Origin of the sequence: Streptomyces sp. URMC 127, assembly GCF_051386535.1 — a bacterium.
In the GTDB taxonomy this organism is placed as follows: Bacteria; Actinomycetota; Actinomycetes; order Streptomycetales; family Streptomycetaceae; genus Streptomyces.
In genome coordinates this window covers 1-17,032 of sequence record NZ_JBPQTW010000042.1, presented here as the reverse complement: position 1 = coordinate 17,032, position 17,032 = coordinate 1, and the positions used below count along the sequence as shown (strand labels likewise).

General features: G+C 72.9%; 22 protein-coding genes. 15 read left to right on the top strand and 7 right to left on the bottom strand.

Annotation, left to right across the window (positions count from 1 at the left end; translation table 11 throughout):
- Nucleotides 1–105 precede the first annotated feature (105 nt).
- Nucleotides 106–741: a uracil phosphoribosyltransferase gene (upp, locus tag ACSNOH_RS12590; protein WP_391828784.1), complete on the top strand. Its 636-nt coding sequence runs from the start codon at nucleotides 106–108 to the stop codon at nucleotides 739–741.
- Between the two features lie 108 nt (nucleotides 742–849).
- Here the strand turns inward: upp and ACSNOH_RS12585 are convergent, their stop codons facing one another.
- From ACSNOH_RS12585 to ACSNOH_RS12575, 3 genes are all read right to left on the bottom strand, one after another.
- The gene (locus ACSNOH_RS12585; protein ID WP_436721354.1) at nucleotides 850–1,575 is read right to left on the bottom strand and encodes a LytR C-terminal domain-containing protein; all 726 of its coding nucleotides are present in this window, start codon (nucleotides 1,573–1,575) and stop codon (nucleotides 850–852) included.
- Between the two features lie 102 nt (nucleotides 1,576–1,677).
- Nucleotides 1,678–1,974: a type II toxin-antitoxin system VapB family antitoxin gene (locus ACSNOH_RS12580; protein ID WP_003986294.1), complete on the bottom strand. Its 297-nt coding sequence runs from the start codon at nucleotides 1,972–1,974 to the stop codon at nucleotides 1,678–1,680.
- 156 nt (nucleotides 1,975–2,130) lie between these two features.
- Nucleotides 2,131–2,754 carry a helix-turn-helix domain-containing protein gene (locus tag ACSNOH_RS12575; protein WP_436721353.1) on the bottom strand — a complete coding sequence of 208 codons (624 nt, stop codon included), beginning with the start codon at nucleotides 2,752–2,754 and terminating at the stop codon, nucleotides 2,131–2,133.
- A gap of 80 nt (nucleotides 2,755–2,834) precedes the next feature.
- On the opposite strand from ACSNOH_RS12575, the gene ACSNOH_RS12570 reads away from it, so the two are divergent.
- Nucleotides 2,835–3,542 (top strand): B3/B4 domain-containing protein, encoded by a 708-nt coding sequence (locus tag ACSNOH_RS12570; RefSeq protein ID WP_436721352.1) that lies wholly within the window; start codon nucleotides 2,835–2,837, stop codon nucleotides 3,540–3,542.
- 55 nt (nucleotides 3,543–3,597) lie between these two features.
- Here ACSNOH_RS12570 and ACSNOH_RS12565 read toward each other — a convergent pair whose 3' ends face one another.
- Nucleotides 3,598–4,218 carry an HhH-GPD-type base excision DNA repair protein gene (locus ACSNOH_RS12565; protein ID WP_436721351.1) on the bottom strand — a complete coding sequence of 207 codons (621 nt, stop codon included), beginning with the start codon at nucleotides 4,216–4,218 and terminating at the stop codon, nucleotides 3,598–3,600.
- Between the two features lie 187 nt (nucleotides 4,219–4,405).
- On the opposite strand from ACSNOH_RS12565, the gene ACSNOH_RS12560 reads away from it, so the two are divergent.
- From ACSNOH_RS12560 to ACSNOH_RS12535, 6 genes are all read left to right on the top strand, one after another.
- On the top strand, nucleotides 4,406–5,218 hold the full coding sequence (locus ACSNOH_RS12560; protein ID WP_436721350.1) for an alpha/beta fold hydrolase: 813 nt from the start codon (nucleotides 4,406–4,408) through the stop codon (nucleotides 5,216–5,218).
- Nucleotides 5,219–5,446: 228 nt separating this feature from the next.
- Complete coding sequence (locus ACSNOH_RS12555) at nucleotides 5,447–5,632, top strand: hypothetical protein (RefSeq protein ID WP_436721349.1); 186 nt, start codon at nucleotides 5,447–5,449, stop codon at nucleotides 5,630–5,632.
- 91 nt (nucleotides 5,633–5,723) lie between these two features.
- Nucleotides 5,724–7,481, top strand: coding sequence for an asparagine synthase-related protein (locus ACSNOH_RS12550; RefSeq protein WP_436721348.1), 1,758 nt, complete (start codon nucleotides 5,724–5,726; stop codon nucleotides 7,479–7,481).
- Nucleotides 7,472–7,840, top strand: coding sequence for a PqqD family protein (locus ACSNOH_RS12545; protein ID WP_436721347.1), 369 nt, complete (start codon nucleotides 7,472–7,474; stop codon nucleotides 7,838–7,840). The genes ACSNOH_RS12550 and ACSNOH_RS12545 overlap by 10 nt, the downstream gene beginning before the upstream one ends.
- Entirely contained in the window at nucleotides 7,837–8,322 is a 486-nt protein-coding gene (locus tag ACSNOH_RS12540; RefSeq protein ID WP_436721346.1) for a lasso peptide biosynthesis protein, read from the top strand. Before ACSNOH_RS12545 ends, ACSNOH_RS12540 begins: the two co-directional genes overlap by 4 nt.
- A gap of 89 nt (nucleotides 8,323–8,411) precedes the next feature.
- Nucleotides 8,412–8,882 carry a hypothetical protein gene (locus ACSNOH_RS12535; RefSeq protein ID WP_436721345.1) on the top strand — a complete coding sequence of 157 codons (471 nt, stop codon included), beginning with the start codon at nucleotides 8,412–8,414 and terminating at the stop codon, nucleotides 8,880–8,882.
- Between the two features lie 57 nt (nucleotides 8,883–8,939).
- Here ACSNOH_RS12535 and ACSNOH_RS12530 read toward each other — a convergent pair whose 3' ends face one another.
- Nucleotides 8,940–9,422 (bottom strand): STAS domain-containing protein, encoded by a 483-nt coding sequence (locus ACSNOH_RS12530; RefSeq protein WP_436721344.1) that lies wholly within the window; start codon nucleotides 9,420–9,422, stop codon nucleotides 8,940–8,942.
- A 674-nt stretch (nucleotides 9,423–10,096) separates the two neighbouring features.
- Here ACSNOH_RS12530 and ACSNOH_RS12525 point away from each other — a divergent pair.
- The 5 genes from ACSNOH_RS12525 to ACSNOH_RS12505 all read left to right on the top strand — a co-directional run bounded on the left by ACSNOH_RS12525 (nucleotide 10,097) and on the right by ACSNOH_RS12505 (nucleotide 13,804).
- Nucleotides 10,097–10,261: a hypothetical protein gene (locus ACSNOH_RS12525; RefSeq protein WP_436721343.1), complete on the top strand. Its 165-nt coding sequence runs from the start codon at nucleotides 10,097–10,099 to the stop codon at nucleotides 10,259–10,261.
- Nucleotides 10,262–10,346: 85 nt separating this feature from the next.
- Complete coding sequence (locus ACSNOH_RS12520) at nucleotides 10,347–10,640, top strand: Dabb family protein (protein ID WP_436721342.1); 294 nt, start codon at nucleotides 10,347–10,349, stop codon at nucleotides 10,638–10,640.
- 150 nt (nucleotides 10,641–10,790) lie between these two features.
- Nucleotides 10,791–11,816 carry an RNA polymerase sigma factor SigF gene (locus ACSNOH_RS12515; RefSeq protein WP_436721341.1) on the top strand — a complete coding sequence of 342 codons (1,026 nt, stop codon included), beginning with the start codon at nucleotides 10,791–10,793 and terminating at the stop codon, nucleotides 11,814–11,816.
- Between the two features lie 187 nt (nucleotides 11,817–12,003).
- Nucleotides 12,004–12,837: an RNA polymerase sigma factor SigF gene (locus ACSNOH_RS12510; protein WP_179081853.1), complete on the top strand. Its 834-nt coding sequence runs from the start codon at nucleotides 12,004–12,006 to the stop codon at nucleotides 12,835–12,837.
- A 730-nt stretch (nucleotides 12,838–13,567) separates the two neighbouring features.
- On the top strand, nucleotides 13,568–13,804 hold the full coding sequence (locus ACSNOH_RS12505; RefSeq protein ID WP_436721340.1) for a hypothetical protein: 237 nt from the start codon (nucleotides 13,568–13,570) through the stop codon (nucleotides 13,802–13,804).
- A gap of 31 nt (nucleotides 13,805–13,835) precedes the next feature.
- Here ACSNOH_RS12505 and ACSNOH_RS12500 read toward each other — a convergent pair whose 3' ends face one another.
- Complete coding sequence (locus ACSNOH_RS12500; protein WP_436721339.1) at nucleotides 13,836–14,045, bottom strand: hypothetical protein; 210 nt, start codon at nucleotides 14,043–14,045, stop codon at nucleotides 13,836–13,838.
- Nucleotides 14,046–14,258: 213 nt separating this feature from the next.
- Here ACSNOH_RS12500 and ACSNOH_RS12495 point away from each other — a divergent pair, with 213 nt between their 5' ends.
- Nucleotides 14,259–14,702 (top strand): MarR family winged helix-turn-helix transcriptional regulator, encoded by a 444-nt coding sequence (locus ACSNOH_RS12495; protein WP_436721338.1) that lies wholly within the window; start codon nucleotides 14,259–14,261, stop codon nucleotides 14,700–14,702.
- A 147-nt stretch (nucleotides 14,703–14,849) separates the two neighbouring features.
- The gene (locus tag ACSNOH_RS12490) at nucleotides 14,850–16,496 is read left to right on the top strand and encodes an MDR family MFS transporter (protein WP_436721337.1); all 1,647 of its coding nucleotides are present in this window, start codon (nucleotides 14,850–14,852) and stop codon (nucleotides 16,494–16,496) included.
- A gap of 163 nt (nucleotides 16,497–16,659) precedes the next feature.
- Here ACSNOH_RS12490 and ACSNOH_RS12485 read toward each other — a convergent pair.
- A partial coding sequence (locus ACSNOH_RS12485) for a TetR/AcrR family transcriptional regulator C-terminal domain-containing protein (RefSeq protein ID WP_436721336.1) occupies nucleotides 16,660–17,032 on the bottom strand: 373 nt, incomplete at its 5' end.

Below are 17,032 nucleotides of genomic sequence, written 5' to 3'. Positions count from 1 at the left end.
GTGGTTTGATGCCAGTGCGGCGACAGACCGCCGCAGACCTGCAGCGACCCGTCGAACGCCGCACGGCGGCCGCCGGGGGCCGAAAGCTCGGTTAATGTCGATGTCATGCGGATCCACGTCGTCGACCACCCCCTGGTGGCGCACAAGCTCACCACCCTGCGCGACAAGCGCACCGACTCCCCCACCTTCCGGCGGCTCGCCGACGAGCTGGTCACCCTGCTCGCCTACGAGGCCACGCGCGACGTGCGCACGGAGCAGGTGGACATCGAGTCCCCGGTCACGGCGACCACCGGCGTCAAGCTCTCCCACCCGCGCCCGCTCGTGGTGCCGATCCTGCGCGCCGGCCTGGGCATGCTCGACGGCATGGTCCGGCTGCTGCCGACCGCCGAAGTGGGCTTCCTGGGCATGATCCGCAATGAGGAGACCCTCAAGGCGGAGACGTACGCCACGCGCATGCCCGACGACCTCTCGGGCCGCCAGGTCTACGTCCTGGACCCGATGCTGGCCACCGGCGGCACGCTGGTCGCGGCGATCCAGGAGCTGATCTCCCGCGGTGCGGACGACGTCACCGCGATCTGCCTGCTGGCCGCCCCGGAGGGCGTCGAGGTCATGGAGCGCGAGCTGTCCGGCGCGCCGGTGACCGTCGTCACCGCCTCCGTCGACGAGCGCCTCAACGAGAACGGCTACATCGTCCCGGGCCTGGGCGACGCGGGCGACCGCATGTACGGCACGGCGGGCTAGCCGCCGGTTCACGGCCAACGCGTAGGTCCGGCGGCTCTGCATTCCGCCGGACCTCGCGGCGTCCCTCCCTCAGCGCTTCCGCGCCCTCAGCACTTCCTCAGCACTTCCTCAGCACTTCGAGGGCCTCGGTGCCGGGGACGCCTTCTTCGAGGGCGAGGGCGGCGCCGAGGACGGTGAGTCCGACGGCGCCGGCCCCTCGCCCGGTTCGACGCCCATGTCGGTCAGGGCCCGGTCGGCGTCCTTGCGTGCCGTGAGCTCCTTGAAGTCGTTGCCGATGACCAGGTCGACGTCCTCGTCGGTGTCGCGCTGGTCGTTCTTGATCTCGGCCCCGGCCATCTGGGTGCCGATGACCCGCAGCGCCCCCTCCGCGGCCGTCGGTGCGCCGATCAGCAGGCCGACCTTCTCGACCTTCTTGTCGTAGAGCGCGGGGGCGTTCCCCACCTTGCCGATCCTGAAGCCGCGGCTCTGCAGCTCGTCCGCGGTGATCTTGGCGAGTCCGCCGCGCGGAGTCGCGTTGAAGACGTTGACGGTGATGTCGCCGGGGCGGGGCAGCGGTTTCGGTTCCGCGCCCTCGTCCGCCGCCGCCTTGCAGTCGCCGCCCTTCGCCCCTTTCCCGCCCTTCGCGCCCGCACCGTGGGCCTGTGTCTCGCTCGGGCCCCCGGTGAAGACGTCGACGAGCTGGAAGGTCCCCCATCCGGCCAGGGCGAGCGCGGCGGACGAGGAGACTGCGGCGAGCACGATCCTGCGGCGGTTTCTGGGACGGCGCATGTGCGGGAATCGCTTGCCCGTGATGCGGTACCTGCCGCCCATGCCGGGAGGGGTGAGCATGCTCATGGGCGCAGCGTAGTGCGGGGCGGGGCCGCTGCCTACTAAATGATCAATGGGTTCGCGGGGGCCAACCCGAAAGGCCGAACAACGGCCGGAATGTGCCTCCGGTCAGCCCAGTTCGAGCACGCGCGCGTGCAGCACCTGGCGCTGCTGGAGCGCCGCCCGCACGGCGCGGTGCAGGCCGTCCTCCAGGTAGAGGTCGCCCTGCCACTTGACGACGTGGGCGAAGAGGTCGCCGTAGAAGGTCGAGTCCTCGGCCAGCAGCGTTTCCAGGTCGAGCTGCTGCTTGGTGGTCACCAGCTGGTCGAGCCGCACCGGGCGCGGGGCGACGTCCGCCCACTGCCGGGTGCTCTCCCGGCCGTGGTCGGGGTACGGCCGCCCGTTTCCGATGCGCTTGAAGATCACACGGAAAGCCTACCGGGCGACAGGCTCCCGGCGCAGCCACGGCACGGCAGCGCGAAGGCGACAATCGGCCGCATACCAGGAGCAGCGGGGGCGCTCCGCGCCCCGGAAACGGTGCGTGCATCGTGCACGGGATCCGTCGTCCACAGGCTGGGGACGTCAGCCGTGCGGCGGTACGAGGACGACCCCCGCGTACTCGGTCTCCGCCTCCGTGCGGTTCGCGTAGGAGTGGGGGTGGTCGCCCGCCATGCGGAGCCCGTACCCCTGCGGAAGGACGACCTCCTGCCCGCCGGCCGTGACGGTGAGGGTGCCGCGCAGGACGTGCAGGAGCTCCACCGTGCCGCTGACGTGCGCCTCGCTGCGGTGCTCCTCGCCGGGGGCGAGCTTCCAGTGCCACAGCTCGGCGCCCACGGGCGGGGCGGCGCCGGTGACGAGCAGGCCGCGGCCGCCGCCGGGGCCGCTCCACAGGACGGCCTGGTCCGCGGGCGGGGCGGGCTGCAGGAGCGGCGCGGCGGGCTGCTGGAGCAGGGTGGTCAGAGGGACGCCGAAGGCGTCGCAGAGGCGGACGAGCGTGGCGAGGTTCGGGTTCGAGCGGGCGTTCTCCAGGGAGACGAGCACGCCCTTGCTGACCCGGGCGCGGGCGGCGAGGGCGTCGAGGCTCCAGCCGCGCTCCTTGCGCAGGGCCCGCACGCGGGCGGCGACGGCTTCCATGACGGCCCGGTCGTCGCCGGATTCCGCCGCTGTGTCTGTCCCGCTCATGCCGCTGCGCTGCTCGCCGCTCATGCCGTTCATCTTCGCGCCTCCGCCCTGCCGGTCGTTTGATGCTACCGTCCAGACCACTCAACCGACTGCAGGAGGACGACATGGGCCCGGACCGGGAACCCGATCTCGAAGCGGTGGCCGCGAGCGTGCGCGTGGACGAGGCCGTCCGCGCGCTGCGGCCCGGCTTCGCCGTGCTGGTGATCGCGGCGGACGGGCTGCCCGCCGGGCCCAGCGACGACTGGTCGCGCGGCCTGCTCGCGGAGGCCGCCGCGACCACCGAGGGCCTCGACGTCACCGCCGACCCGCACGTCGCGGCCTGGCGGGAGGCGTACAAGGCGTTCGGCGCCAAGCCCGGCCGCACCCGCAACAGCGCCGAGGCCCTGATCCGCCGCGCACCGGCGGGCCTGCCCGAGGTCAACCTCCTGGTCGACGTCTACAACGCCGTGTCCGTCGCGCACCGCCTCCCGGTCGGCGGCGAGGACCTGGCCGCCTACGCGGGCGCGCCGCGCCTCGTGCGCGCCACGGGCGACGAGGTGTTCGACACGGTGGCCGGGGGCGCGCCCGCGACCGAGCACCCCGAGCCCGGCGAGGTGGTCTGGCGCGACGACCTGGGCGTCACCTGCCGCCGCTGGAACCACCGCCAGTGCGTGCGCACCCGCATCACCGAGAAGTCGGCGAGCGCCCTGTTCCTGCTGGAACGGCTCGACCCGATGCCGCTCGGCGCGCTCGACGACGCCGCCGCCGATCTCCTCGCCCGGCTGCGCGAGCGCGCGCCCGGCCTGCGCGCGGTCTCCCGCCTGGTCCGCTGACGGAGCCGGCGGGCCGTGCCGCCGGCGCGGCGGAAGCCCGCGGCGGAAGCCCGGGTCAGGGCTTCTTCTTCGCCGGGCGGATGGTGGTCTTCTGCGCCGCCGCCTTCTTGGCGGCGGCCTTCATCTCCTGCTTGTGCGCCCGCACCTTCGCCAGCGACTCGGGTCCGGTGATGTCCGCGACCGACCGGAAGGAGCCCTCCTCGCCGTACGCCCCCGCCGCCTCGCGCCAGCCCTCCGGCGCGACCCCGAGCTGCTTGCCCAGCAGCGCGAGGAAGATCCGGGCCTTCTGCTCGCCGAAGCCGGGCAGCTCCTTGAGCCGCGCGAGCAGCTCCGCCCCGGTCGGGACGCCCTCCCACACGGCGCTCGCCTCGCCGCCGTAGTGCTCCACCAGGTACTGGCAGAGCTGCTGGACGCGCCTGGCCATCGAGCCGGGGTAGCGGTGCACCGCCGGCTTCTGCGACAGCAGCCCGGCGAAGGCGTCGGGGTCGTAGGCGGCGATCTCGTACGCGTCGAGGTCGTCGCGGCCCATCCGCCGCGCGATGGCGTACGGGCCCGAGAACGCCCACTCCATGGGGATCTGCTGGTCCAGCAGCATCCCGACCAGCGCGGCGAGCGGGCTGCGGCCGAGCAGGGCGTCGGCCTCGGGCTGCTGTGCGAGGTGCAGGGTGATGTCCATGCCTCGATGATCCCCGGCAGGCGGGCGCGGACCCGTGTGCGAACGGGTGAACCCGGCGCCGGGGGCCTTGCGGGCGCGGCGGCCCGCGGCTGTCATGGACCTCCGAGCGAGCTCCGAGCGAGCTCCGAGCGAGCTCCGAGTGAGCTCCGAGCGAGCTCCGAGTGAGCTCCGAGTGAGGGGGCCCGGCATGGCGCGAGTCCGGGTACGCGGCACGGAGCTCTTCCACGAGGTGGCGGGCGAGGGCGAGCCGCTCGTGCTGGTGCACGGCAGCCTGGCCGACCACTACACCTGGCAGGCGGTCGTCCCGGCCCTCGCCACGTCCTTCCGGGTCCTCGTCTACGACCGGCGCGGCCACAGCGGCAGCACGCCCGCCTCCGGCAACGGCGCCCGCAGGGACCACGAGGACGACCTCGCCGCCCTGATGGAGACGCTGGGCCTCGCGCCGGCGCACGTCGCGGGCAACTCCTTCGGCGCGTCGACGGCACTGGGCCTGGCCCTCCGCCGCCCCGGGCTGTTCCGCAGCCTCATCGCCCACGAGCCCCCGCTGCTGGGCGTGATCCGCGGCGACGACCCGGTGCACGTCCTGGTGCGCGCCGCGCAGGAGGGCATCGACGCGGCGGTGTCGCTCATCCTCGCCGGGGAGGAGAGTGAGGGAGTTCGCCGCTTCCTGGAGGACGTGGCCCTCGGGCCGGGCTCCTGGGCGGCCCTGCCCGCCCGGGTGCGCACGGCCCTCGTGGCCAACGGCCGCGCCTTCGCGGACGAGCAGCGCGACCCCGGCTGGGCGAGCCTCGACCTCACCCGGCTGTCCGGCTTCACCGGGCGGACGCTGCTGACCTACGGGACGGAGAGCCCGGCCTGGCTCCCGCCGGTGACGATCGAGCTCTCCCGGAGCCTGCCGCGGGCGGAGCTTCGGGCGCTGGCCGGCGCGGGGCACATCCCGCAGGTGTCGCACCCGGACGCGTACGCGGCAATGGTGCGCGAGTTCATCGCGTCCGCCTGACCGCACGGGCCGCCGGGCCGCCGCCGCGTGACACCGCGTGAGGCCCGTCCGGGCGCGCGCACCGGTAGGTGAGCGTCCGTGCGCCGCGTGCCCCGCCCCCCGCTCCGGGGCGCTGCTCCAGCGCGTCGTCCCCCTCTGTGCGGGAGCGGAGGAAGTGCACGACCGTGGAGTGGGCGGGACACAGTGCCCTGCAGTGCCCAGCCGTGCCGGCGGAACAGGAGGACCGCGATGGAGAGCACGCACGACCCGATCAGGCCTGCGCCCGACACCTCCGCGACCGTCCAGCGCTCCCGCACCACCGCCAAACGCCCTTACGTGGAACCGCAGATCGAAGAGCTCGGCACCGTCGAACGGCTCACTGCCCACAACGGCCCCCTCATCCTCGACTCGCCGAACAGCCGCGCGCTCCTCTGACCCGCGCACCCCGCCGCCCCGGCCCGCGCCGGGGCGGCGCCGGACCGTCCGCACGTCCCGTCCCCGCGCGAGCGATGCCGGAAGGGAAGCCATGGAGACCGTGCCCGTTCCCGGCGGAGGCCGCCCCGCCGGAGGTCCGCCCGCCGGCGGCTACCTGGGCTGCTACGGGCGCGTCCCGTTCGGCGGCCCGGTGCGCCGCATCTCGTACGTGAGCGCGCCCTTCGGCCGGCGCCCCGCCTGGTCGGACGGCGGCTGCCACCTCGTCCAGTGGGCGGCCCCGGGCACGCCCCGGGTCCCGTACCCCTCCCAGCGGGAGAGGCTGCTGCTGACCGGTGTCGTCAGGGGACCGGTGACGCCCGCGTGGGTGCACCGCCTCACCCACGTCCTCAAGGAGGGCCGGCACGCCGAACTGGCCCGCATGCCCGGCGCGCTGGCCGGCGCCCTCGTCGCCGACCACCGGGTGGTCCTCTTCCGCAGCGCCACCAGCGAGGAGGCCCTGCACTACCGCCGCTCCAGGGACCTGCTGCGCTTCTCCACCGACCCCACCGACCTGCTGGACGGCCCCGGCGAGTTCGGCACCGAGGAGGTGTGGCGCGCCTGCCGCGGCGACATGGTCTTCGTCTATCCCGCCGTCGCGCGCGTGCCGCCCGGCACGGTCGTCACCGTCGAGCGCGGCTCCGCGACCACGGCCGCGTACGACCTGGTGACCCCGCTGGACCTGCCCCCGCGGACGACGATGACGGAGTTCGCGGAGGCCGCCTGGGAGCTCGTCGTGGAGGCGGCGCGCCCGTACGCGGGCCGCGGCCGGACCGGCGTCCTGCTCAGCGGCGGCCTGGACTCCGCGGCCGTGCTCGCGGCCCTCGTCGAGTGCGGCGCGGACGCGGTGGCCTACCACTACGCCACGCGCGACCCGCTGGCCGACGAATCGGCGTACGCCCGGGCCGTCTGCGACCACCTGGGCGTGCCGTTCGTCCCCGTCCCCACGGACCACGGCGCCGGATACCTGGACGAGCGGTGGGAGTTCCCCCACCCCTACAACCACCTGGCCTACCGGTGGCTGGAGCAGATGGCCGAGCGCGTCGCCCAGGACGGCGTCACCTTCCTGGCCTGGGGCCGCGAGGGCGACCGGATCTTCGGCCCCGCGCGCTACGGCCTGCACGACGTCCTCACCGGCGACCTGCCCGCGCGGGAGAAGGCGACGCTCTTCCGGGGCCTGCTGACCTCGCGCTGGGAGCTCCCCCGCATCCTGCGCAGCGCCTCGCCCCGCACGTCCCTGCTCGACGACCTCGTCCCGGCCGGCGGCGCCGCCCGGCCCGCCGACTTCCTCACTCCCCTCCCCGGCGCACCGGCCGACACCTTCGACGCCGGCCACGCGCCGCAGGAGCACTGCGCGAACCTCACCGTCTGGCGGCCCCGCGGCATCCAGCTGTGCAACCCCCTCGGCAGCAAGGGCCTGCGGAGCCTCGCCGCCCGCCTGCCGCACGCCTACCGCCTCCTGCCGCACCAGGGCCGGCTGATCACCAAACCGGTGCTCAGGCTGATGCTCTCCGAGCGGTTCCCCGACACCGTGTGGCGCCGCCACGGCCGGCTGTGGCTCGGCTCCCCGCACAAGGATTACGTGCTCCGCCACCCGCACGTCTTCGCGCGCCTGCTCGGCCGGTCCGACGCCCACCTCGTCCGCCTGGGCATCGTCGACCCCCGGCGGCTCGCGCACGTCCTGGCCGAGCCGGCGCGGCTGCGCCTCAACGCGGAGAGCCTGATCAGCGCCGCCATGACCGAGCTGTTCCTGCGCAGCGACGCGCGGCGGACGCCGCCGCCCGGCCCGAGGGGACGGACCGCATGCCGCTGATCGGACTGGCCGGGCACGCCGTCTTCGACGACACGGACGGCGCCGGCGTCATCCTCGACACCCGCCGCGGCGTCTACCTGGCCCTCAACGCCACCGCCACCCGCATGCTGCGCGCCGCCCTGGCGTGCGACTCCGTGGCGGCGGCCGTCGCCCGCCTGAGCGAGGACTTCGACGCGGACGAGGAGACGCTGGCCGCCGGGCTGGCCGGCCTGACCGCCCGGCTGGGCGAGCACGCGCTGCTGGAGGACGACGCGCTGCCGGAGGACGACGCGCTGCCGGAGGAGCGCGGCCGCACCGCACCCGCACCACGCCGGTGGGGCCGCAGGGTCAGAGTCAGAGTCAGAAAGGAGGGCCGGTGAACGCGCACACGGACTGGGAGTTCTTCCTCGACGATCCCCGCGGGGGCACGCCCGCCCCCGCCGTCCCGCGCCGGCTGCGGGCCGCCGCCCTGCTGCGCACGGCGCGGGCGCTGTGGCTCTTCCGGCGGCGCGGCTGGGGCGGGGCGTACCCGTACCTGTGCCGGATCCGGCCCGTACGGGGCTCGGCGGCGTTCGCCGGGCTGCCGCCCGCGACCGCGGTCCGGCTGGCCCGCCGGGAGATCCTCGCCTCCCAGCTGGTGCTGCGCGCGATGCTGCCCAACGGGCTCTGCCTGCCGCGGTCGTTGGCGCTGACCGCCTATCTGTGCGCGCTCGGGCTGCCCGCGCGGATGACGGTGGCCCGGGGCCGCGCCCTGTCCGCGCCGGCGAACGCCTTCCACTCCTGGACCGAGCTCCACGGGGCGGTCCTGACCGACAACCCGGACGTACGGCTGGGGTACACGGTGCTGCAGCGGGTTCCTTGATCGTCTGCCCTTGCCCCCACCGATCGATTGTTCTAGCGTCATACGAACAAGGTGATCCGGTAAGGATCCGGGTCCGGAAGGATCTGGGGGTGGGTGGCGTGACGGTCTGGAGCCGTACGGTCGTGGCGGGTTGGATGGTCGCCCTGGGGGCGGTCTCCGCCGTGGGGTTCGTCGTGGCGGGGCTGGCGACCGGTCAGCTCGTGCTGTTCCTGTGGCTGCTGCTGGCCTCGGCGGCCCTGGTGATCACCGGTGCGGTGCGGGTCGCCGTGACGGACCGGGACGTGACCGTGCACGCCGTCGCGCTCCCCCTCGTCCGGCGCCGGATACCGCACGCCCGCATACGGGAGGCGTCGGCGCGGCTGTCCCGGCCGATGGAGCTCGGCGGCTGGGGGTACCGCTGGATGCCGGGGCAGACCGCGGTCTCGCTGCGCGCCGGGGACGCCCTGTGGCTGGAGCTGACGTCGGGGAAGTTCTTCGTCGTCACGGTCGACGACGCGGGGGAAGCGGCGGAACTCGTGAACGGCTACGTCGCACGGCCGGCGAAGGGTGACAGGGGTTAACAGGGCAGGCCGCAGGGCCGGCCGCAGGGGCGGGCACTAGTCCCGCCCGCACCCTCGTCAGGCGACGCTGCCGTCCCGCGGACCGGCCTCCTCCGCGGGTGCGAACTCCGCCTGCGCGAACTCCGGCTGCCCGAACTCCGTCTGTACGAGCTGTACGGACGGGACGGCCGGCGCCGGCGGGCGGTCCGCGGCAGGCGGGAAGGCGTCCACGACGTCGAAGGCCGTCTCCACCCCTGCCACCCGCATCAGCCGCGACACGCGCGGAACTCCCCGCACCACCCGCAGCCGCCCGCCCCGGCAGAGCATCCGGTGCCGGGCTCTGATCAGCAGGCGAAGCCCGCTCGCATCCATGAAGGTCACCCGGCGAAGGTCGATCACGATATCGGCGCGGCCCCGCTCGGTCAGCGCATCCATGCGCGGACCGAGCATCTGCTCCGCCAAGATGTCCAGCTCACCGTGCAGTTCAATGATGATCGCGCCGCACGCCACGCGCTCCCGCATGGCGAAGGCGGGCTCGTCCGCGCCCATGTCGCCCCTCACCGACCTCCCTCGGCCCCGCACTTCCGGCACCGCGCATCCGCCGGTTGCCGGATACCTTTCTGGTGCCCCCGCAGTAGGCCGATCTCACCTTCGACGCAAAGCTGTCATCGCGCGGACAGGCGCGCCGCACGGGGCGCACGCGGGCGCGTAACGCGCGGGTGCCTTCGGTGGGTCTCCAGGGGGCCGCGGTGAGGCCGGTGGCCGTGCCACGAGCGGGGGACCGGACCGCCGGCCGTGCCACGAGCGTGGGGGGCAGGTCCGTACCTCTCCACCCGCCGGCCAGGCGAAACGCAGGTCGGGGAAACGCAGGTCGGGGAAACGCAGGTCGGGGAAACGCAGGTCGGGGGAAGCGGCATCGGGGGGACAAGCCGCTTCCCCCGGCGGGGCCACGGCCTCCAAGTACGGGCCGCAGTCGGGGGGAAGTCGCGGCCCGGACCCCGCAGTGAGGCCATGTCCCTGCCCGGCGGATTCCTGCCAGATCCGGTACGGGCACCCCCTATCCTCCGCCCCGCCGCGCCCCGCCCCGTACGCCGAAGGGCCCGGCTTGGCGGGCCTTTGGTCCTTAAAGGTCGCGTGAAGGGAGCGGACGCGTTCCCGGCATTCGGGCAAACGTACGGTTAGACTCCGCCACCGGAGCAAGGGGATCACGGGGATCACCGGGGAGGGAGTGCGCCGTGGAGAAGGCGAAGAAGATCACGTTCTGGGCGCTCGGCATCTTCGTGGCGTACACGATCATCCACTCCCCCAAGCGGTCCGCGGAGCTCGTCCAGATAGGGTTCGAGGGCATCTCGGACGCCGCCAAGAGCGTCGGCGAGTTTATGACCCAACTGATCAGCTGACGGGCGCGACGGGGCGGGCGGCGCGGAAGCGGAGCCCGAAGCGGAACCGGAGCGGCCCGGACCGGCCCGGCGTGGAGGCAGTGCCGTGATTCGTCATCTCGTCCTGTTCAAGCTCAACGAGGGCGTCCGGCGCGACGACCCGCGCGTCGTCGCCGGGGTACAGGCGTTCGAGGAGCTGGGCAAGCAGATCCCGGAGCTCCGCTTCTGGGAGTGCGGCTGGAACGTCTCCGACCGGCCGATCGCCTACGACTTCGCCATCAACTCGGCCGTCGACGACGCGGAGGCGCTCCAGCGCTATCTGGACCACCCGGCCCACCAGGCGGGCGTCGCGCAGTGGCGCGAATTCGCCACTTGGGTGATCGCCGACTACCCCTTCTGAGCGCCCGCAGCGCACGGCCCCTCGCCACCTCGGCGAGGGGCCGTTTTTATGGTCAACACGATGTTATGGGGTTCTTGCACACAGTGCACATGTCTTGTGATGCTATGACCGCTTTTGCCGGATGAGTTGACCATGAAGGGTGGCAGAACCGTGTCGGCCCGAACCGTCCCCGAAGCCCCCCTCCACGAAGCCCCTGCTCAGCCCCTCGGCCCGGACGCCGGGCCCGCACGCACGAACGCCGCGGACCGGTCCGCCGAGCCGGACACCGGCCCAGGTCCCGGTCCCGGTCCCGGTCCCGGCTCCCGGGACCCCCTCGCCGACGCCGCCGGCACCCCCGGCACGGCCGGCTCCGCCGACTCCGCCGACCCCGCAACCGAAGCCGCCGAAGCTGCCGGCGCCGACCACCCCAGGAGCCGGGGAGCGGACGCCAGGGCGCTCACCCAGGTGCTCTTCAAGGAGTTCGTCGCCCTGGAGCCCGGCACGCCCGAGCACACCCGCGTGCGGGCCGCGCTCATCGAGGCCAACCTCCCCCTCGTCCGCTACGCCGCCGCCCGCTTCCGCAGCCGCAACGAGCCCATGGAGGACGTGGTCCAGGTCGGCACGATCGGCCTGATCAACGCCATCGACCGGTTCGACCCGGACCGCGGCGTGCAGTTCCCGACCTTCGCGATGCCGACCGTGGTCGGCGAGATCAAGCGGTACTTCCGCGACAACGTCCGCACCGTGCACGTGCCGCGCCGGCTGCACGAGCTGTGGGTGCAGGTCAACGGCGCCAGCGAGGACCTGACCGTGCTGCACGGCCGTACGCCCACCACCGCCGAGATCGCCGAGCGGCTGCGGATCCCCGAGGACGAGGTGCTGGCCTGCATCGAGGCCGGGCGCTCCTACCACGCCACCTCGCTGGAGGCCGCGCAGGAGGGCGACGGGCTGCCCGGCCTGCTGGACCGGCTCGGCTACGAGGACCCCGCCCTCGCCGGGGTCGAGCACCGGGACCTCGTGCGCCACCTGCTCGTACAACTGCCGGAGCGCGAGCAGCGCATTCTGCTGCTCCGCTATTACAGCAATCTGACGCAGTCGCAGATCAGTGCCGAGCTGGGCGTCTCCCAGATGCACGTGTCCCGGCTGCTCTCCCGCAGCTTCGCCCGGCTGAGATCCGCAAATCGAATCGAGGCATAACCCTCACGGGTGACCCCCTCCCCATACGAGGCGGCAGATATGTCGACTTGACGCTACAGCGCGTTGCCGACATGTGACATTCTGCAGGAACTGCGTTTGCCACAGCGCGGCCTCCGGTATTCAGGTGGGGGCCAACCCCTCACCGCAGGGGCCCGCTGTGACCCGTCCGCGACCTCAAGGGGGTGGCATGTCCGTAGACCTGGGCAGCGCGAAGGTGCTCGCCACCGACGCACCGCACGCCGTGCTCGACGACTGCGAATCCATCGACACCCGCACCCTCTCCCGTTCACTGTTCATGCGACTGGCCGCACTCGACCGGGACAGCGCCGAGCGCGCCTACGTCCGCGACACCCTGATCGAGCTCAACCTCCCCCTCGTGCGCTACGCGGCCGCCCGCTTCCGCAGCCGCAACGAGCCCATGGAGGACATCGTCCAGGTCGGCACGATCGGCCTGATCAAGGCGATCGACCGGTTCGACTGCGAGCGCGGGGTGGAGTTCCCCACCTTCGCCATGCCGACGGTCGTGGGCGAGATCAAGCGGTTCTTCCGGGACACGAGTTGGTCGGTGCGCGTGCCGCGCCGGCTGCAGGAGCTGCGCCTCGCCCTCACCAAGGCCAGCGATGAGCTCGCACAGAAGCTCGACCGCTCGCCGACCGTCCCCGAACTGGCCCTCTGCCTGGGCGTCTCCGAGGACGATGTCGTCGACGGCCTGGCCGTGGGCAACGCCTACACCGCCAGCTCGCTCGACTCGCCCTCCCCCGAGGACGACGGCGGCGAGGGCTCCCTGGCGGACCGGCTCGGCTACGAGGACAGCGCGCTGGAGGGCGTCGAGTACCGCGAGTCACTCAAACCCCTGCTGGCCAAACTGCCCCCGCGAGAACGGCAGATCATCATGCTGCGGTTCTTCGCCAATATGACCCAGTCGCAGATCGGCGAGGAGGTCGGGATCTCGCAGATGCACGTCTCCCGGCTCCTGACCAGGACGCTGTCGCAGCTCCGCGAGGGTCTCATCGCGGACTAGGCCGCACGTCACGGGGGCCTTCACGGGAGCCTTCACAGGGGCCTTCACGGAAGCCTTCACGGGGGAACACCACCACGGCGAGCCGCACGGGGGATCGCCGGCCCGCACCACCCGAAGCCTGTACTACTGACAGACCGTCAGCCACACTGGGCCGATGCGACGGAAGACGATCGTCTCCGCATCCGCCTCAGCCGCGGCGGCCGCACTCGCCCTGGGAGCCGTTCTCGCAGGTTGCGGCGGCACCGACCGCGACGCCTACGTCGCCTCCGAGGCGGCAGGCCCCGGCTCGTCCTCCCACCCGGTGGGCGGAGCCGTTCCGCCCGATCAGGGCGTCGAGATGCACTCCTTGCCCGCGGCACCATCCGGCCGCACTCCGGGCTCGCCCGGCCCGGGCCGCTCACGGCCCCCGGCCGCAGCGTCTTCTCCGCAGAGCTCTCCCGCGGCATCGCAGCCCCGGGCAGACACCGGCTCCTCCGGACGCGGCGCGGCTCCGGCTCCGCGCACGAGTACACAAACTCCTTCACTCGCCCCGCGCCCTGACCCCGCCAGCCCCGCGCGCCCCGTACGTCCCTCGACTCCCGTCACGACTCCGCCGGCCCCCGGACAACCGCCACAGCCGCCACGACCGCCCAGCGACGGCAGCAGGCCGCCCTCTCCGGCCCGGCTCGACACCGGCACGCCGCGCCGGTCGGCGGACGACGAAGGCCGGCGCTGGTGCGAGAAGGTCACGGTGCCGCTCACGAACTCCGGAGGCGGCCCCGTCACCACGGGCACCGTCACCTTCGGCACGCACGTGATCGACCTGCTGGGCATCGACTGGGCGACGATCACCTCGGAGCAGCCGCTCCCGGTGCCCGTCGAGGCGGGCGCGGCGGTCGAGGCGACGTGGACCGTGTGCGTCGAGGCCTGGCGCGTGCCGTGGGGCATGCACGTCGAGACGCGCGACGTGAAGGTGGAGTGGGGCTAGCGGCCGCGGCGGCAGCTGCGGCCGTGCCGGCTCAGCCGAGGGCGAGCCACACCACGGCCGCGACGATGACGACCGCCGCGACCACTCCGGCGATCACACCGGCACTCGGGCCGGAGGACCGGGCGGGGGCGGGCGCCGCGGCGCGCCTGCCCGGGGCGCCCTCGTCGACGAAGGCGCGGAACATCTGCGTGCTGCCCGCGGGGTCGTAGCTCTCGGGGTTCTGCTGATGGGGGTTGGCCATAGGCCAGGACCCTAGCGAAGGAGGGAGGGGTGGCGCGCGGCACCCCGCCTCGCCGAGGCACTCCGTCCACTTCGCGCCCTACCTGCGGTTTTACGGGGACCTGTGGATCCTTGGCCCTACCTTTACCCTCGGAAACCCCTTTTCGCTTGCCTGCAGCAACCAAATTCTGGTTCCATCGTTGCCCTAAGCAACTGAAGTGGGGAGGGTGGCGCCATGGCGGCCGAGCAGGAGCAGTACGAAGAGCTCGCCCGGCAGCTCAGCGCCGTCGCCGCCGTCCGGCGCGACCTCGCCCGAGTCCTCCCGGCGGACTGCTCGCCGGCCGCGGCCGTCGTGCTGACGATGCTGCGGCAGTACGGCGAGATGCGCATGGGCAAGCTGGCCGAACTGCTGCTGATCGACATGTCGGTGACCAGCCGGCACGTCGCCTACGCGGAGTCCCGGGGCTGGCTCGAACGGCACCCCGACCCCGCCGACCGGCGGTCCCGGCTGCTGCGCATCAGCCCCGCCGGCGAAGCCCTGCTCCGGCAGGTCTCCGGGCGCTACACCCAGGCGCTCGCGACCTGCCTGCGGGACTGGTCGCCGGAGGACGTCGGAACGCTGATCGAGCTGCTCGGCCGGTTCCGCAACAGCTTCGACGGCTGCCGGACGCGTACGTGAGCGCGGACGTGACCGCGTACATGACCGCGTACGGGCCCGCCCGGGCGGGGACCACGCGCACGCAGACACGCACCACCCGCACGCAGACACACCACCCACACCCGTAGGCGTACACCACACGCCACACTCGCACTGCAAAGGAACTCAATGGCTACGACCACACCGGCCGGTGTGGGGGGCGGCCACGCCAAGCACGGCGGTCAGGACGGCGGCGCCCCCATGACTCACCGGCAGATCATGGAGGCGCTGTCCGGGCTGCTGCTCGGCATGTTCGTCGCCATCCTGTCCTCGACGATCGTCTCGAACGCGCTGCCGGAGATCATCTCCGACCTGCACGGCAGCCAGTCCTCCTACACCTGGGTCGTCACGGCCTCGCTGCTGGCGATGACCGCGTCCACCCCTCTGTGGGGCAAGCTCTCCGACCTGTTCAGCAAGAAGCTGCTGGTCCAGATAGCCCTGATCGTCTACGTCGCGGGCTCGGTCGTGGCCGGCCTCTCGCAGAACACCGGCACGCTCATCGCCTGCCGCGCCATCCAGGGCATCGGCGTCGGCGGCCTGTCCGCCCTGGCGCAGATCATCATGGCCGCGATGATCTCCCCGCGCGAGCGCGGCCGTTACAGCGGCTACCTGGGCGCGACCTTCGCCGTCGCGACGGTCGGCGGCCCGCTGCTCGGCGGCGTCATCACCGACACCGACTGGCTCGGCTGGCGCTGGTGCTTCTACGTGGGCGTGCCGTTCGCGGTGATCGCGCTGATCGTGCTGCAGAAGACGCTGAAGCTGCCCGTGGTGAAGCGGGACGTGAAGGTCGACTGGCTGGGCGCCTTCTTCATCAGCGCCTCGGTCACGCTGCTGCTGGTGTGGGTGACGCTCGCGGGCAAGGACTACGACTGGATCTCCTGGCAGACCTACGCCATGGTCGGCGGGTCGATCGTGCTCGGCGCGCTCTTCGTCCTGGTCGAGTCCAAGGCCTCCGAGCCGATCATTCCGCTGCGGCTGTTCCGCAACAAGACGATCACCCTGTCGTCGGCGGCGAGCCTCTTCGTCGGCGTCGCGATGTTCAGCGGCACCGTCTTCTTCTCGCAGTACTTCCAGCTGGCGCGCGGCAAGTCGCCGACGATGTCCGGCGTGATGACCATCCCGATGATCGGCGGCCTGTTCCTGTCGTCGACGATCTCCGGCCAGATCATCACCAAGACCGGCCGCTGGAAGGCCTGGCTGGTCAGCGGCGGCGTGCTGCTCACGGCGGGCCTCGGCCTGCTCGGCACGATGCGGTACGACACCCCGTACTGGCACCTGGCGGTCTACATGGCGCTGGTCGGCCTCGGCATGGGCATGATGATGCAGAACCTGGTGCTCTGCACGCAGAACCAGGTCGCGCCCAAGGACCTCGGCGCCGCGAGCTCCGTCGTCACCTTCTTCCGCTCCCTCGGCGGTGCGGTGGGCGTCTCGGCGCTCGGCGCGGTGCTCGGGCACCGGGTGACGGACTACGTCAAGGACGGCATCGCCGCGCTCGGCCCGCAGGCCGCGGCGGCCGCGGCCAAGGGCGGCGGCTCCGGCGGCGGCATCCCCAAGCTCGACGCGATGCCCGCGCCGCTGCGGACGGTCGTCGAGAGCGCCTACGGGCACGGTGTGGGCGACGTGTTCCTCTACGCCGCGCCGTGCGCGCTGCTGGCCTTCGTCCTGACGCTGTTCATCAAGGAGGTCGCGCTGCAGGGACGGTCCGGAGCGGCCGCGACGGCCTCCGAGAACTCCGAAAACTCCGGAGACAAGGAAGCCGTCAAGCAGGGCGGCTGACAAGACCCCGCCGGCCGGGGGCGCGGAATCGAGCGGAGACGCGCCCCCCGGTCAGGCGGAACCGGGACCGGAACGGCATGAAGGTCCCGGCGACGGGCCCCGGTGGTGGCGCGCGCAGAGGCAGGGGACGGCCTGCGCGCCACCGCCGGGGCTTCGTTGTGCCTCAGCCTTCGTGTGAACGGTCCCGCATGACCTCGATGCCGGCGATCACCGTGTCGAGGGCGTACTCGAAGTCGCGTTGCCGCATCTCCGTGACGCTCCCCTGCTTGCCCCACCTCTCGGTGACCTCGGCGGCCTCCCGGTAGGTCGCCGTCCACTCCGGGCTGTCGTTGACGACGCTCATCACGTCCCGGAGGTACTCGTCCTCGGAGACGCCCGCGGCCCGGCAGCGCTCCTTGAACAGGGCGTCGATCGTGCAGAAGCCGTAGACGAACTGGAAGAGGGCGGCCAGCGCGCCGGTGATCCGGTCCTGCGGGATGCCGCTGCGGGCCATCACCGTGATCGTGGCGTTCGAGAACGCCATCGAGCGCGGGCCG